Source organism: Chryseobacterium sp. ON_d1, assembly GCF_006829085.1.
Taxonomy (GTDB): Bacteria; Bacteroidota; Bacteroidia; order Flavobacteriales; family Weeksellaceae; genus Chryseobacterium.
Genome location: NZ_BJTC01000007.1, coordinates 204786 through 220591, shown reverse-complemented (window position 1 = coordinate 220591; position 15806 = coordinate 204786). Strand labels below are relative to the sequence as shown.

Annotated in this window: 9 protein-coding genes; all 9 read right to left on the bottom strand. The window is 40.4% G+C overall.

Annotation, left to right across the window (positions count from 1 at the left end; translation table 11 throughout):
• The 9 genes from CRS_RS12945 to CRS_RS12905 all read right to left on the bottom strand — a co-directional run bounded on the left by CRS_RS12945 (position 1) and on the right by CRS_RS12905 (position 15713).
• Positions 1-912 (bottom strand): carbohydrate kinase, encoded by a 912-nt coding sequence (locus tag CRS_RS12945; RefSeq protein ID WP_142724451.1) that lies wholly within the window; start codon positions 910-912, stop codon positions 1-3.
• Positions 913-915: 3 nt separating this feature from the next.
• Entirely contained in the window at positions 916-2457 is a 1542-nt protein-coding gene (locus CRS_RS12940; RefSeq protein WP_142724450.1) for a glycoside hydrolase family 32 protein, read from the bottom strand.
• 11 nt (positions 2458-2468) lie between these two features.
• Positions 2469-3863, bottom strand: coding sequence for a DUF4960 domain-containing protein (locus CRS_RS12935; RefSeq protein WP_142724449.1), 1395 nt, complete (start codon positions 3861-3863; stop codon positions 2469-2471).
• A gap of 12 nt (positions 3864-3875) precedes the next feature.
• Positions 3876-5573 (bottom strand): RagB/SusD family nutrient uptake outer membrane protein, encoded by a 1698-nt coding sequence (locus tag CRS_RS12930; RefSeq protein WP_142724448.1) that lies wholly within the window; start codon positions 5571-5573, stop codon positions 3876-3878.
• 107 nt (positions 5574-5680) lie between these two features.
• A complete protein-coding gene (locus tag CRS_RS12925; RefSeq protein WP_142724447.1) occupies positions 5681-8782 on the bottom strand; it encodes a TonB-dependent receptor in 3102 nt (1033 codons plus the stop codon).
• Positions 8783-8838: 56 nt separating this feature from the next.
• The gene (locus tag CRS_RS12920) at positions 8839-10392 is read right to left on the bottom strand and encodes a glycoside hydrolase family 32 protein (protein ID WP_142724446.1); all 1554 of its coding nucleotides are present in this window, start codon (positions 10390-10392) and stop codon (positions 8839-8841) included.
• Between the two features lie 33 nt (positions 10393-10425).
• Entirely contained in the window at positions 10426-11739 is a 1314-nt protein-coding gene (locus CRS_RS12915) for a sugar porter family MFS transporter (protein WP_142724445.1), read from the bottom strand.
• Positions 11740-12267: 528 nt separating this feature from the next.
• Entirely contained in the window at positions 12268-15033 is a 2766-nt protein-coding gene (locus CRS_RS12910) for a substrate-binding domain-containing protein (protein ID WP_142724444.1), read from the bottom strand.
• Positions 15034-15467: 434 nt separating this feature from the next.
• Positions 15468-15713, bottom strand: a complete 246-nt coding sequence (locus CRS_RS12905) for a hypothetical protein (RefSeq protein WP_123277807.1) — start codon at positions 15711-15713, stop codon at positions 15468-15470.
• Between the last annotated feature and the right edge of the window lie 93 nt (positions 15714-15806).

Genomic DNA, 15806 nt, shown 5'->3' with positions numbered 1-15806 from the left:
TCACGAAAAGGTCTTTCCTGTAAACATATCAATATCAGACGAAGTAATTATGGGATTTGCACCTGCTTTACTTGCTACAATAGCACCCACAGCGCTGGCAAAATCCATAGCCTTATCCGGTTTTCTATTCGATAACAATTGGGCGATCAAACTCGCCAGAAACGAATCACCTGCACCAACGGTGTCACCTACTTTTACCGGATAACCGCCGTGTTGATAGATTTTATCTTCCCATAATAGTAATGAGCCGTGCTTTCCCAAAGTGACACAGACAGAACCTGTATTTGTTTTTTCAGAAATGAAACGGATATTTTCTTCAAGATCATCCGATTTAAAACCTAACTCAGCGGCAATTTCCAGGATTTCTTCATCATTAAATTTAATGAAATCGGCTTTATTCATCAATTCTTCCAGAAGCCCAATGTGGTAGAAAGGTTTTCTCAGATTAACATCAAAAACCTTGAACATTCCAGGGTTGGAATCCAATAGCCTGAAAAGCGTGTTTCTTGAAGCATCATTCCTGCAGACAAGGCTTCCGTAAAAAAAGACATCGGCATTTTTAACGATATTCAAAGTATCATTATTGGTTTCAATAAAATCCCAGGCAGACGGAAATTTGATTTCATAAGTTGCAGAACCACGCTCGTTCAATGTTACCTGGACAATACCCGTATCATAATCCTGGGTTGTCATGATTCCACTGGTATCAAGTTGATTTTCACTAACATAGTCACAAATCACCTTTCCATCCTCATCATTTCCAACAGCACTTATCATCGCCACTGGAAATCCGAAAGACGCCGTTCTGAGTGCCAGATTGAGCGGAGCACCACCAATTTTCTTTTCTTCTCCAAACACATCGAAGAGCACCTCTCCGAAACTGACTGCATTTATTTTTTTATTAAGAAACATTAATTAAGGATTTTTGACATTAATATTACTGAATGAACTGTCCGAAGAACCAAAAATACTCCATTTTTTGTTAACAACATCGTACACTCGATTGCTGAACGCCAACTTGTCATTCACATAGACCACACAAACATCATTGCTGATGAAAACCGTTACATTATAGTTGGTTCCCGAGATTCCGGACAAAGGATAAGCATTGGCAAAATCCTCACTTCCGCCGTTCATTACATAACTTGCTATTCTGTTGGAGGAAGGTTCGAATGCAATTTTAAAACCATTTTTTCCGTCATTATCCTGCGCCAGAATCAATCCTGATTTTCCGTTAGCATAAGCGTTCAACGTAAAGCTTATTTGATTTGCTTTCTGAAGTTTCCCAAACATCACTTGCGAATTGGCAGACAAATTAAAACCGTTACCATTTTGAGAAGCATTTCCTATAATTTTATCTACAGAAAGTGAAGCACTTTGTCCAAATACAGATTGCAAGGTAGAAATAGGTTTTACCGCCAACTTTCCATCCTGACTCTGAACTAATTGATGTGCTGCAAGATTTCCCGCCCAGTCTTTTCCACCAGTGTTGCTTTCAGGAACTTTTCTTGCAGTCCAACCTACCAGATAACGGTTGGCATTGTCCGAAACACTTTTTGCAGCGTAGAGATAAGAGCCGTCCAACCGGTCATTCACAGGTGTAGTCCACGGTCCGTTTGGCGAAGTTCCGATTCTGTAATGTGTTCCGGTATTGTTACTCCAATTTTCGGAGAAAAGAAGATACCAGTAATTGCCCATTTTGAAAAGGTCGGGACATTCCAGCATAATGTAATTTTCTGAAGAAGTTGTCGTGTAAATCGGGTTTTCCACCGTCCAGTTTCCGCTGGCAGGATTAGTTGTTGTAAATTTAAGAACAACCGCTTTTTTAGCCGAAGTCTGTGCAGAAACCAGCATCCAGTATTTTCCATCCTCAGCATTGAAGAAAACATGCGGATCGCGGAATTCATAATCATAATAACCAGCCGGAGCAGTGATTTTAAAATTCTTCACTTTCGTCCAGTTTTTCATATCGGTACTTGTTGCCAAAAGCACACTTTCCCTCGGATTACCCGCTAAAAACGAAGCAATTGCATTGTGCCCTGTGTAATAGTAATAATACATACTCCCGACTTTCACCAGACTTCCCGTTCCTACACCAAAGTCCGGTTCGGAAGCTGTTCCGTAGGGAATTTGTCTCCCTTGATAAGTAAAATCCTTAAAATTGGTCGTCTCAAAGCTGTGAATATCGTGAAATCCTTCGCCTGCAGGTTTGGTTTTAGCATCATGAAGAAAGAAAAGGTAGAATTTCCCGTTTTCGTAATATGGCATTACATCACCAACATAACCTGCTGTGTAATAGGGATTAGTGTTTCCCATCCATTGATTGGGCGGTTGCGGAAAGATGTTCGTCTGTCTGAAAATATCATCCGGATTCACATCAGCCACCGAATCCTGATTCTGGCAGGAATAAGTTGCTAAAGCCATCACAGCGGCTAAATATATTTTTCTGATTGTCATTGATTCTGATATTAATGCGTTACAAGATAATTAAGGCTGTTCTCCGTGATTTTTTTGATGTTATCCAAAAATCCGTTCGGCTGGCTTGGTGTTCCGTTCGAGGTTTCGTTGTACCAGTCGTAAGCACCCATTGAAATAGTGATACACTTTTTATTGGCAGTTCCACCTGGAAATTCGGCCACGGCAACACGTCCGTCCAAAGTATTGTCCCAGGCTTCACTGGCCAGGTTATTTCCTCCTGTCTGCGTTCTCCATCCGGCACCGTTCACATAGCCGCCCCAATCCGGCAAGAACCACCACGCGGTGTGATTCAATCTGAATGTTCCTTTCTGAAGGAAATTGGCTTTCCCGGATTCGTAGGTCAGGAGTCCATCAAAAACAGGGTGCGCTTCGTTACCTTTGAAGGAAATTCCCCAATCGTTGTTCGCATCTACAAACCCGTTCGGTAAGAAATCCCCGAAAACATTATTCGGACCTTTTCCCGAAGGCACAATCCCCAAAGCATCCACATATTGAGCAGCAAATCCCGTTAACAGGATATTTCCGCCCGCATTCAGATAGGTTTTGATTTTGGAAGTTACATTTGCATTCAATGCATCACCCGGTAAAGCGGTAGCCGAGTCAAAATGCCACCAAATCACATTGATGCCCGTCAGATTCGTTGTACCACTCGCCACATCTGCCATTGAAACATAAACTGCTCCGGAAAATTTTCCGAAAAGCCAGTCAGAAGCTGCAATTTCATCAGGATTGGTAAGGCCTGTTCTGGTTGCTGCCGTTCCGAGGAATGCGACTGTTGGCCCAGAAACCGGAGTGGTTACTTTTGCCGTGTAGATTTCAGTCAGATTCGCATTGGAAACAGTAAATTGTACAGGGCTGCCGAAATTAATCGTAGTTCCTGATGCAGGATTGATGCTTACTCCGCTTGCCATTTCTATTACAGGCTGCAAGGCAGTAAGATTCGTTCCTTCCGGCATTGTGAGTGAAATCGTCTTGCTGGAATGGTCGATAGTTGCCGATAATCCGTTAATTTTAAAACTGATAATCGGAACCTGAGCCTGAACCGTCACCTGATAATCTTTATAAATATTACCATTCTTTACTCTGAATTTGACAGGCTGCGAAAAATCAATTACAGTTCCCGAAGCCGGGGAAATCACTGCACCTTGCGGAATTTCTATTATTGGCAATAAGGTTTTTACACTCGTTCCGTAAGGTAACGTTACCGTGATTTTATCATTTTTATTGTCAATGTCTCCAGAAACGCCGTTTACTTTAAAGGAAGAAACATTCACCGAAACATCTGTTACCAATCCGTCTTCTATATTGTTGTCACAGGACCAGACTAACATAGCAGAAACCAGCCATAGAAAAAATATTGGAAGTTTATTAAATATTGTTTTCATAAATCTTTAGTTTTAATAACCGTTATTTTGCTTGTACAATCCCTGGCTGAAATTGATCTGAGCCAATGGAATCGGGCAGTATTCTTCAATTCCATGGTCAAATCCTGCCTGGGAATAGTAAGATCTTTTCGTTTTTTCTCCGGAATAATAGGTATTCATCGTACCTGCTGCAGTTCCCCATCTCACAAGGTCGAAGAAACGGCTGCCTTCCATTGCAAATTCCATTCTACGCTCCCATCTCAAGGCTTTTCTTGCAAAATCCTGATTCCAAGTACAGTTCACACCCGGTTCATATTTGCTGATCAGATTGTTTGAAGTGTAACTTCCGGTCAAAACGGTGCTGTTTGCTGCACGTTGTCTCACCTGATTAATCAATGGCAACGCTTCGTTGATTTGTCCAAGCTCTGTCAACGCCTCAGCTTTCATTAGCAACACATCGGAATAGCGGATGATGATTCTATTTTTAGAGTTGCCATAAAAAGGGTCAACATTTACGGTACAGCCACAGCCAACCGGTACATTTTCTTTTAATGAAGCATAATAACCATAAGTTCCCGGGCTCCTGTTCCAGCTTTCCTGATAGATTTTGTTTTCCTCGTATTTCCAAGGCAATCCCGGCAAAGCAACCGTGTGGTAAAGTCTTGGATCTACTTTGTAATTATTGAGCTGATTGTAATTCAAATCCGTGTCATTATACGTATCGAACATTGGCAGACCTTGAGGCGTTGTCTTGAAAGCGTTCACCAGATTCTGGCTTGGTTTGTGGAAATCGCAGCATCCCAAACCTTGCGGCAGAGAAAGCACATCCCCATAATTCAGTCTTCCGAAAAGCGTTCCGTCATTGTCAGAATATTGAATTGAGAAAACCGATTCCGGACCATTTTCGTGCGTTCCCGGGAGAAAATTGTACCCGAAATCTGATTCAAGAGTATAATTTCCGATCACCTGATTAGCCGCATCAATGGATTTCTGAAGTGTTGCCGGATTGATCTGAGTTACTGTATAATTGTCGTCCTGCTCATAGGCCTGGTACAATCGCACTTTTGCCAAATATGCATAAGCCGCACTTTTCTTTGGTCTTCCGACTTCGGATTGCGTTGACGGCAAATCGGCGGCAGCATCTTCAAAATTGGAAGCAATGGCATCCCACAATTGCTGGTCGGTTTTCGCACGGTTGGAGATTTTCGGATAATCGTCAATTGGTGTATTTTCATCCACGTAAGGCACATATTTGAAGAGGATTTTCAGCATAAAATAAAAATGTCCTCTCACGAATTTCATCTCGGCAATACGTTTCTTCTTGTTCGGATATTGCGCTTCAGAAAGCTGGTTAAGCGCTGCAATTGCTTTGTTGCATCTTCCGATTCCCACATAATGCAGATACCAGAGACGGTCCAATTCACCAAAGTCCGAACGGATATTGTTGGAAATTTCAAAAAAGTGAAATGCTTGGATATCATTGGTTCCGCTTCCGCCTTTGTAAGCATCGTCAGAACGCACATTTCCGTACGGCCAAAGGCTGAAAGGCGTGTCGTAATGGTCGTTTCCAAGTGCTGCATAAGCTGCGATCACAAAACCGTCCACATTTTCCGGCGTTACAACATCGGCTTCGGAAAGAACGCCTCTTGGCTCATTGTCCAAAAAATCGTTGCAGGAAGTTGTTCCCAACAGAAATGCGCAGGCAACTGTTAATAGTATATATTTTTTCATTGTTTTAATATTATTTTTGATTTTTTTTGTCTCTCGCTGATTTCGCAAATCGAGCAGATTTTTTTAATCAGTTTCATCTGGATAATCTGCGAGAATTTATTCAAATATTATAGTGATAAATTAACTCCAAAATTGAACGTCAGCGGAAGCGGATAACCGAAAGCCGGCGTTTCCGGATCAATACCCGTGAAGCTTTTGGATTTGATGGTCAGAAGATTCTGTGCGCTGATGTAAATCCTGAAATTGGTAAGCTTGTACTGCTCCAACACATTTTTAGGAATACTATACCCTAACTGTAAAACCCTTAGTTTCAGATAACTTCCGTTCTCTACATAATAAGATGAAAATCTAGACTCTGCATTGCTGTCCACCGTTGTCAATGCAGGAATATCAGAATTCGGATTCTGTGGCGACCATGCATTGAGCAACCTCGTTCCTTTATTGGAACCAACATCATCCACACTCCAGAAATCGGTCTGGTATTTTTTAGAATTAATGACATCCACATCGCCGATGCCTTGCCAGAATGTCGACAAATCGAAGTTTTTATATGAAAAGTTAAGATTAACGCCATACATAAATCCCGGATTCGGATTTCCGATCCATGTTCTGTCTTTGTCATCAATAATTCCATCATTATTTAAATCGGCATAACGAATCCTTCCCAATCCTTTGCCCGGTTGAGTAGCGGAATTATCTACTTCAGCCTGCGTTCTGAAAAGTCCGTCGGCAACATATCCATACATTGAATTGATCGGTCTTCCGAGAATATTATCCGTGGTTCCGTTTCCGCCATAATTGTTGATAACGGATTGTGGTAATTCCGTGATTTTGTTCCGGTTCATTGAGAAATTTCCTGAAATCTCGTATCCGAATCCGCCGGAAGTCTTATCCTGATAACCCAAAGCGACTTCAATCCCTTTATTTTCCATAGATGCGCCGTTGATCCAGCCGTTTCCACCTTCGCCAATTACGCCCAGATAGGGAGGTAAAACGAGAATATCTTTGGTTGCTTTTTTATAAATATCCACGCTTCCCGTCAGTTTCTGATTAAAAAATCCGAAATCCAGACCTAGGTTGGTTTGCGTGGTAGTTTCCCATTTCAGATCATCATTTTTAGTTTGTGTTGCAATGAATCCTGAAGGCAATAAACCGCTTCCCACTCCAGAAATATCATAAGCCGTTCCGTAGGAAGTTGCCCAGGTCGGATTTCCGCCTGCATAATTAGCAATGTAAAGAGAATATACTGCCGAGTTGCTGATTTCCTGGTTTCCGGTCTGTCCCCAACCTGCTCTCAGCCTCAAATCTGAGAAAAACGGAATCCATTTCTCCGCAAAATCTTCCTTGTTGATTCTCCATCCAGCCGAAAATGCCGGGAATGTTCCAAAACGGTTGTTCTTCCCGAATCTTGACGAGCCGTCATAGCGCACCGTTGCAGAGAAGAGATAACGATTGTCATAATCGTAAGAGAATTTTCCGAAGTATGACAGTAAGCTGTAATAGGTAGAACTTCCGCCATTGAAAGCATCACCGGTTCCAGCCTCAGGATACATATAATCCGGCGTCTCTATCAGAAATCCTTCTTTTCTGAGCCAGGTGTTGTTGAATGTTTCTTTATACATTTCCATACCACCTAGCAAATCGAAGTGGTGATTTCCTGCTTTGGCGGTGTATTGAGCCGTGTTGGTCCATGTCCATTTTTCAGTATCGGACTGGTCGATATTTACCGCATTGGTTTTGTTTTGAAGATAACCGGAAACATAACTTCTCTGTAACATTCTTTTATAATAATTCGAAAAATCAACACCGAAACTTGACTTCAATGTCAAATTTTTCACAGGCTGTAATTCGGCATAGACATTTCCGAAAAAACGCTGGTAACGGTAGCCGTTGTCTTTGTTGTATTCCAAAAGACGGACAGGATTCTGACGGTCATTCATCCCGCCAACCGGACCACCCCACCCGATTCCGTCCACAGTATGAACAGGAATAATGGGCAACGCTCTCAAAGCCGGATCAAGAACACCCGGATCCATCAATTCGTTGGTTTTATTGTACGTAAAATTTTCCCCGATTTTTAATTTACCATCGAAAAAATTATAGGAAGTGTTCACACGGGCAGATAGTCTTTTGAAATTGGTCAGCTTTACGATACCGTCATTGTCATAATAACCCATTGAGAAGAAGGCAGAACCTTTGTCCGAAGCACTTGAAGCCGAAACATCCAAAGAATTGGCAACACCGGTCTGGGAAACCTCATCATACCAATTGGTATTGGCAGATTTGATGGTTTTTGCCGCATCCAGATATTCCGGAACGTAGCTGTTGTACAAGGTCGGAACACCGTTCTGAACGCCCCAGTCGAAGCTGTAGCTCAGGTTATTATTGTTCGGATTCAGACCGTCATTGATATTAGCCTGCCAGAGCACCTGTCCGAATTGTTTTGCGTTGAGAACAGGCGTTTTTTTCGCGTATTGAGAAAAAGCAGTATAATAATTCAGGTCGATTCTCATCTTGCCTTTTTTTCCTTTTTTGGTGGTAATGATGATCACGCCGTTGGCCGCTCTGGAACCGTAGATGCTTGCGGAAGAAGCATCTTTCAGTACCTGCATCGTTTCGATGTCGCCGGGATTCAGTTCGTGCATTCCTGCTTTTGTTGGTACACCGTCTATGACATAAAGCGGGTCGGTATTGTTCAGTGTCCCGACACCACGAATCAGGACTTTGGTACTTCCTCCTGAAGGCGAACCATCGGCGGAGATATTTACCCCAGCTACTCTTCCCTGTAGTGATTTGATGGGATTCGGTTCCGCCTGTTTGTTAAGATCCTTCATATCAACAATGGAAACTGCTCCGGTGATGTCGGCTTTTTTCTGCTTGGTATATCCGGTCACCACAACTTCGTCGATATTCTTTACCTTATCGGCTGCCAGAATGATGTTGAGGACAGTTTTTTCATCCACCACCACTTCTTTCGTAGTATAATCGGGATAGGTAAAAACCAGCGTGTTTCCTTTCTTCAAATCATTGATCTGAAATGTCCCGCTGCTATCAGTCGTTGTAGTAGTACCCGTTTCGGAAACAGTCACGGTTACACCACTAAGCGGTTTCTGATTGGAAGACAGCACCTTTCCTTTCACAATTTCCTGCGCAAAAATGTAGGAAAACGGAAGAAGGCAAAAGGCGACTGCAATTTTATATTTCTTCATATCATATAGTTTTAATTTTAATTGATTGTCTACGGAATGTTCTGCACTGTTATCTCTTATTTAATATTAAGCTGATGTGCATTAATATTTAATGAGCTTTCTTTCGTGTCTGTTGAGATAGTCAGTTCGGAGAAATGTTCGTTCGGGAAGAAGATTTCGGTCATTACTTTTTCGCCATCGTTGAAGAAGATTTCAATCGAAGTCTTGTCGATGACCAGTTTCATTTTTGCTTCGGAATAGATCTGATTCAAAGGCGCTTTGGTAACCGGCGTGGCGTAATGGTTTCCAAAACCTGTTTTCCCTGATTTGGAACGATCTACAAACAATTCTTTTCTTTTATTATCAATTCCAAAAACGACTTCTTCACCCAAAGAATTTTTCAGAGAAAAGCTATAAGTTCCGGTAGTCATTTTCTTTAAATTTAAATCGAGAACTGCTTTAGTCAGGTCAATTTCTGACGGACTTATTAATTTATTTTCAGCCTTCAGATTGATTTTTTTCCGGATAGATTTCCCTTGATAATTTTTCAGTCCGGCAACCGGAATATTTTTAAGGAGATAGCCGTCTTTTGTTTTTTTGAGTGAAACTTCCCTTGCCATTGTCGTACTGCTTCTCCACGCTTCCGTAGGAACTTCCTGCGCATATTCCCAGTTGCTCATCCAACCGATAATCACCCGTTTTCCCTGCGGAACATTATCAAATGAAACGCTGGCATAATTGTCTTTTCCCCAATCCAGCCAGGCTGCTTTTTCTTTCTGAAGCTGTTTTGTGAAATATTCATCAATCTTAAAAGTTTTCCCGTCAAAGTCACCGACAAAATATTGCCCTGCAGAACCATTATTCGGTCCGCCTGGATTGATATTGACGATCAGAACCCACTTTTCTTCATTGGTGCCTTCTACTTTTAACGGAAATAGATCTGGGCATTCCCAAACGCCGCCGTGACCGCCCAGATCTTTTCCAAATTCGGATTGGAACGCCCATTCTTTCAGGTTTTTTGATGCGTAAAAGTGCGTTCTGTCCTGAGCCGCCAAAACCATAATCCATTGCTGTCTTTTGCTGTCCCAAAATACCTTTGGATCACGAAAATCACGGATTCCCGGGTTTTTAAGAACAGGATTTGCGCTATATTTTGTCCAAGTTTTACTATTATCCAAAGAGTAAGCGATTCCCTGAGATTCCACATCTATCTTACCGTCTTTTTCACGGTTGGGATTGTGATAAGTATACACTGCAACGACAGGATTATTTTTGGAATCCCCGAAACCCGAAGTATTATTTTTATCGACCACCGCACTTCCTGAGAAAATGTATCCCAAATCATCCGGATAAAGAGCAATCGGCTGCTCTTCCCACTTGACAAGGTCTTTGCTTGTGGCGTGTCCCCAATGCATCGGTCCCCATTTGTTTCCATCGGGATAATGCTGGAAGAACAGGTGATAAACACCGTCTTTGTAATAAAGCCCGTTCGGATCATTCATCCATCCTTTTTTGGGGCTGAAATGGAAATTGGGGCGGTAAAGCTGCTCTTCCTTCTCCGAACCCGACTGAGCGTTGAGATTCGAAAAAAAGACAGAAGCGACAATTAAACTTGATATTATTTTTTTCATTGAATTATTTTTTCTCGAAGATTTTTGAAGGGTTTATTCTTTTGTAAGTGTTTTGCTTAATTTTTCCAGTGATACGCCTTTTGTTTCCGGCATCATAAAAATCACAAATAACAGCTGGAATACCATTGCGATCGTAAATACCAGAAATACCGTTCCGGCGCCAATCGTAGAAAATAATGTCGGGATAAGTGACGGAATGATCGCTGCCAAAACCCAATGCGTAGAGCTTCCGAATGCCTGTCCTGATGCGCGGAGATGGTTCGGAAAAATCTCGGAAATAAAAACCCAGATCACCGTTCCCTGTCCGATGGCGTGAGAAGCGATAAACAGGAATAAAAATACAGGAATCGCCAAACCCGACCAATGGAAATAAAATGCCATAGAAACCAATCCTAACGAAATGATATAACCGATAGAACCAATATACATCAGGGTTCTTCTACCGACTTTGTCAATAAGATTAACACCAACCAACGTGAAAACCATATTAACAACTCCAATTCCGATACTGCTGAGAAGTGCTGTTTTCTCGCCCAATCCAGCCTCACCAAAAATTCTCGGTGCATAATATAAAAATGCATTGATGCCCGACATCTGATTGAAAAATGCGACAAGGAAAGCGAGCATCAACGGAAAACGATATTTTTTCATAAAAATATTTTCCTTTGGCGCTTCGGCATGATCGTCTTCCATCTGAGAAATGAGTAGGTCAGAATCCTGATCCGGATTTACGATTTTAACTACATTTTTAGCTTCGTTTATTCTGCCTTTGGAAACGAGCCATCTTGGGCTTTCCGGAATTATAAGCACACATAAGGTGTAGATACTTGCCGGAATTGCCTGAACACCAAGCATCCATCTCCAGTCGTTATCTCCGATTCCACTGAGTAGATAATTGGATAAAAAGGCTACCAAAATCCCCAAAACAATATTGAACTGATACAATGAAACCAATCTTCCGCGATCTTTTGCAGGAGCGATTTCGGAAATATAAGCCGGCGCTGCAATGGTAGATGCTCCAACGCCCAAACCTCCCATAAATCTGAAAAATGCGAAAATATAAGGATCATTGGAAAGCGCTGTTCCGATTGCTGAAAGTGCGTATAAGATGCCGATTGCTAAAAGTGTTTTTTTCCGTCCGAATTTGTTGGTTGGGATTCCGCCAAAGATGGCTCCGATAACGGTTCCCCACAATGCCATTCCCATTACTACCGCACCGTGGAATGCGTCTGAACTCTGCCAAAGCGCCTGCAGTTTTTTATCGGCTCCGGAAATCACCACCACATCGAACCCGAAAAGAAATCCTGCCAAAGCCGCAGTGACAGACCACATCAAAATTTTATTCATATATAGATATTTATTATTTTTTATTGATCAAATGAAATCGCTTACTCTTATTGATAGTTGCGTTTACAAATCATAGCGATTTCATCTGTTGAAAAATATTACTTTGTTTGTGGCTAATATATCCCGGGACAGGAATGCGAAGGTCTAATTATGTAACAAAATATTTCGTCAAGGTTAATTATTTGTTAACTAAATTTAATTAACTGAAAATCAAAATTTTAAAATTGATGTAATTTCAAAATATGATAATAATGTTTCAAAAATGTAACACCATTCTATAAAAATGTTACGTGGATTATTAGGACTTTTAGAAGTATGAACGAATTTTAGTGTGGGAAGATTGACCGAAATTTGAAGTCGGTTTTTTGGAAACTACGGCTTTAGTTTTTATAAGATGAATACTTCGAGCAAGCTATGCATCATTGTGCAACCGAACAACGAGATCTATTAGTGCTGACAACGATATCTCGTTCGCACGGATATTGCTACTCTATTCGGGAAAGAAAAGAAAAGATATACAAGGATTAATTACTCCTCACCAACGCTCTTCCTAAATACATTCGGAGAAACCCCAAACTTATTTTTGAAGACCGTGGAGAAATAATTCGGGGAAGAAAAGCCGGTTTTATAAGCAATTTCGGAAATCGTCAGTCCTGGATTTTGCAGCATCGATTTTGCCTGTTCAAGGCGGATATTGTTGATGTAGTCGCTTACATTCACATCAAACATTGCCTTGATTTTCCTGTAAAGCTGGATTCTTGAGATATTTAGTAAATCTGCAAGATTTTCCACTGAAAAATCGGGATTATCAATATTGGTTTTGATGATCTGATTCAATTTGTTCACGAACGTCTGCTCCATACTTCCGAAGGATTTACTGTCAACGATTCTGCCAATGTTGTTGGTGTAATAATAACGGAGTTTTTCGCGGTTGTAAAGTAATGAACGCAGCGACTGTGTCAGGATCGGATAGCTGAATGGCTTCGTAAGATAAAGATCAACCCCGGATTTCAGTCCCTGAAGATAAGATTCCTTATTGTCCAAAGCCGTAAGAAGAATAACCGGAATATGAGATGTTCTGAGATCATTTTTCAGGATTTCGCAGATTTCAAAGCCGTTTTTTCCAGGAAGATTCACATCGCAGACAATGATGTCGGGAATCTCGCTTAGCGCCTTATCAATCGCATCCGTACCATCGGAAACCATCACATCAAATTCCGTCTGAAGCTTATTGCTGAGGAAAAACGACAAATCCGAATTATCCTCCACCAAAAGCAAAGAATACCGATCACCTGGATTTTCCTGATTTTGCATAAAACTTCCTTCTTCCACCACGCCGAAAACACCATCTTTTGCCAGCGTTTCCGCATCCATAACACTCGGTTCTTTTATCATCTGATCTTCATTGAAATGCTTGTTTCCTTTGTAAAGACTGATGATAAATTCCGTTCCCTGAAAAGAACTCACCTCAATTTTCCCGAGATGAAGCTCCACAAACTGACGGCTGAGATGAAGCCCAATTCCTGAACTGTTTTTCCGGTTGTTGGAACCTTTAAAATAGGGTTCGAAAACGTTGCGGATCTCTTTTTCCGGGATTCCTATACCGTTGTCTTTGAAGCTGATAACCGCCTGATTTCCTTTTTCCTGAATTGTAATTTCAATTTTTCCATTGTCCGGCGTGAACTTAAAAGCATTTGACAAAAGGTTAAAATATACTTTATCCATCAGGTTTCTGTCAATATACAGTTCCAGATTTTTGTTTGCGGAATGGATTTCAAACTTAATAATCCTTTTTTTGGCCTCATTTTCAAAATCCCTGAAAATGCCATAAGTGAAATCGTAGATATTGGTTTTGGAAACCCTTAGATTGAAGGTTTTATTTTCTATTTTTCTGAAATCCAAAAGATTATCCACCAACCTAAGCAAACGGTTTGAATTTTTATTAATCAGTTCCAGCTCATAAGACGGCTTTGTCCCTTTGCTTTTAAAAGTATCTTTCAATGATTCCAAAGAACTCAAAATAAGCGTTATCGGCGTTTTGAATTCATGGGATAAACCCGTGAAAAAGTTTACTCTTGCTTCATTACTTTCCTTGAGTTCATTGGCAATGGTTTCAATCTGATTCCGCTGAATCGTCACACGTTCGTTGGTGAGGGTAAGCTGTTTATTTTTAATTTTAATGGTATAAATCAGATAAATAGCATAGGCAATCAGGCAAAACATCAGAATCAAAAGAACAACTGACCAGCGGAACAATTCTCTTTGGGAAGAATAGAGTTCGGTCTGCTTTTTCACGGCATTCACCTGATTTTCGATAACGCCCTGCTGTTCGATGATCTTATCGAACTGGTTGCGCATAATTTCAGCATTCAGCCTGTCGATAATGGTTGTACTGAGCTTAATTCGTTTCGGTGGAATTTGCCCGTTGTAGATTTTAATAGCAGTTTCAATGGCTTCCGTTCCGCCGGTAGGATAAAGTAAAGTGGCATTCAATTTACCGTCCAAAACCATCTGGATTCCACCGTCTTTGGTATTCAGACCATCCACACCGATAAATTTGATTTGATTTTCCACACCGGCGTTTCTCGCTATTTGCCAGGCTTGCGTTGCTAGTTGGTCATTGAAAGCAAAAACATAAAGAGCCTGATTTCCCAATGAATCCAGAGTTTTTCTGAATGCTTCAGCCGGAAGACCTTTGAAGGTTTTTATCAGTTCTGTATTGGAATTATTTTTAATAGTATGCTGCAAACCCAGACTTCTTTCCGTAGTGGGCGAAGAATTGTCATAGCCTTTTATTTCAATGACTTTTTTTAAATTTTTAGAATCCGAGATAATATACTGCGCTGCTTCTTTGCCAATTTCCACATTATCAGCACCGATGTAAGTTGCATATTTATCCGAATTGATTTTTCTATCCACCAAAATCACAGGAATTTTTTTTGCAAAGGCTTTTTCCACGACCGGAACCAGCGAATTGGGATCAATGGGTGAAATAATGATGATATCCGCTTCATTATCTATCATCTTCTGAATATCCCCGATCTGTTTCTGAACCGACCCTTCTGCTTTACTAATGCTTAGCTGTACCTCAGAATGCAAAGACGCCTGAATCTCCATGGAATGATTCATAGCCTGTCTCCAGGGATGATTTCCCAAACCTTGCGAAAAGCCTATATTGATTTTATCCGATTTTGCTGAAGCATCCTTGCAACCATGCAAAATCATCAGCAACAAAAATAAAACGGTACCAACTTTGGGAAAACCAAGCGTTCTAAAAACTTTTTTCGTGGACATATGAACACAATATTAATAAAGATGTTTTACACCTACAATTTTTGGTGAGAGTATTTTATGCTAATTGAATATTAGGTTATTTTATCAGGGTGTTCCGCTTTACCAGAAAACAGAGACAAGAACTGCTCATTGAATCAAGATTTCTGTTAGGAAATAATAATTATTTTCAGGCATTTAACTTTATTTGAAGACCGGAGAAAGAGCATCAACTTCTCACCATCGGAAGAAATGCGTTTGAAGATGCTTTTGATGAAATAAGAAATTTTGACTTACTACGAAAATTATATAGAGGTTCTGTTTGGATAACATTTATTGAAATTTTATAAACATCAGATTAAAAGACGGAATGTTATATCGTAGTATTTTTCAAGTACTTTTATTTAAAGTACAGTATTGATTAAGTAAAATAATAATATAAAAAACAATAAATATTATTATTTATCGATAATCTCAATAAATTCATTGATTGCGAATGTATCAACTTTTTGAGCTTTAGATTTATCTTTCAGATTTATGAATTTTTCATAATGCTTTTTTACATCGTTTACACTCGATGCGTAAATTTTAATCTTTGCCCCACAGTTTAGACATTCAAAACTAGCTCCAGCAATTAATGCTTGCAGATTATAGGTAATAGGTCTTCCACATGACGGACATGGTAAAGTTTGATCTACTCTCATGGTCTAAAGTTTTATTATAAAAATATTATTAAAAATTTGTATATATTTTTCACTAAGTTATCAATTTTAAAATAAAATCGATCCATAAAATGC

Coding starts and splice junctions, on each gene's coding strand:
- CRS_RS12945 (WP_142724451.1), bottom strand. CDS start 912: ATGTTTCTTAATAAAAAAATAAATGCAGTCAGTTTCGGAGAGGTGCTC.
- CRS_RS12940 (WP_142724450.1), bottom strand. CDS start 2,457: ATGACAATCAGAAAAATATATTTAGCCGCTGTGATGGCTTTAGCAACT.
- CRS_RS12935 (WP_142724449.1), bottom strand. CDS start 3,863: ATGAAAACAATATTTAATAAACTTCCAATATTTTTTCTATGGCTGGTT.
- CRS_RS12930 (WP_142724448.1), bottom strand. CDS start 5,573: ATGAAAAAATATATACTATTAACAGTTGCCTGCGCATTTCTGTTGGGA.
- CRS_RS12925 (WP_142724447.1), bottom strand. CDS start 8,782: ATGAAGAAATATAAAATTGCAGTCGCCTTTTGCCTTCTTCCGTTTTCC.
- CRS_RS12920 (WP_142724446.1), bottom strand. CDS start 10,392: ATGAAAAAAATAATATCAAGTTTAATTGTCGCTTCTGTCTTTTTTTCG.
- CRS_RS12915 (WP_142724445.1), bottom strand. CDS start 11,739: ATGAATAAAATTTTGATGTGGTCTGTCACTGCGGCTTTGGCAGGATTT.
- CRS_RS12910 (WP_142724444.1), bottom strand. CDS start 15,033: ATGTCCACGAAAAAAGTTTTTAGAACGCTTGGTTTTCCCAAAGTTGGT.
- CRS_RS12905 (WP_123277807.1), bottom strand. CDS start 15,713: ATGAGAGTAGATCAAACTTTACCATGTCCGTCATGTGGAAGACCTATT.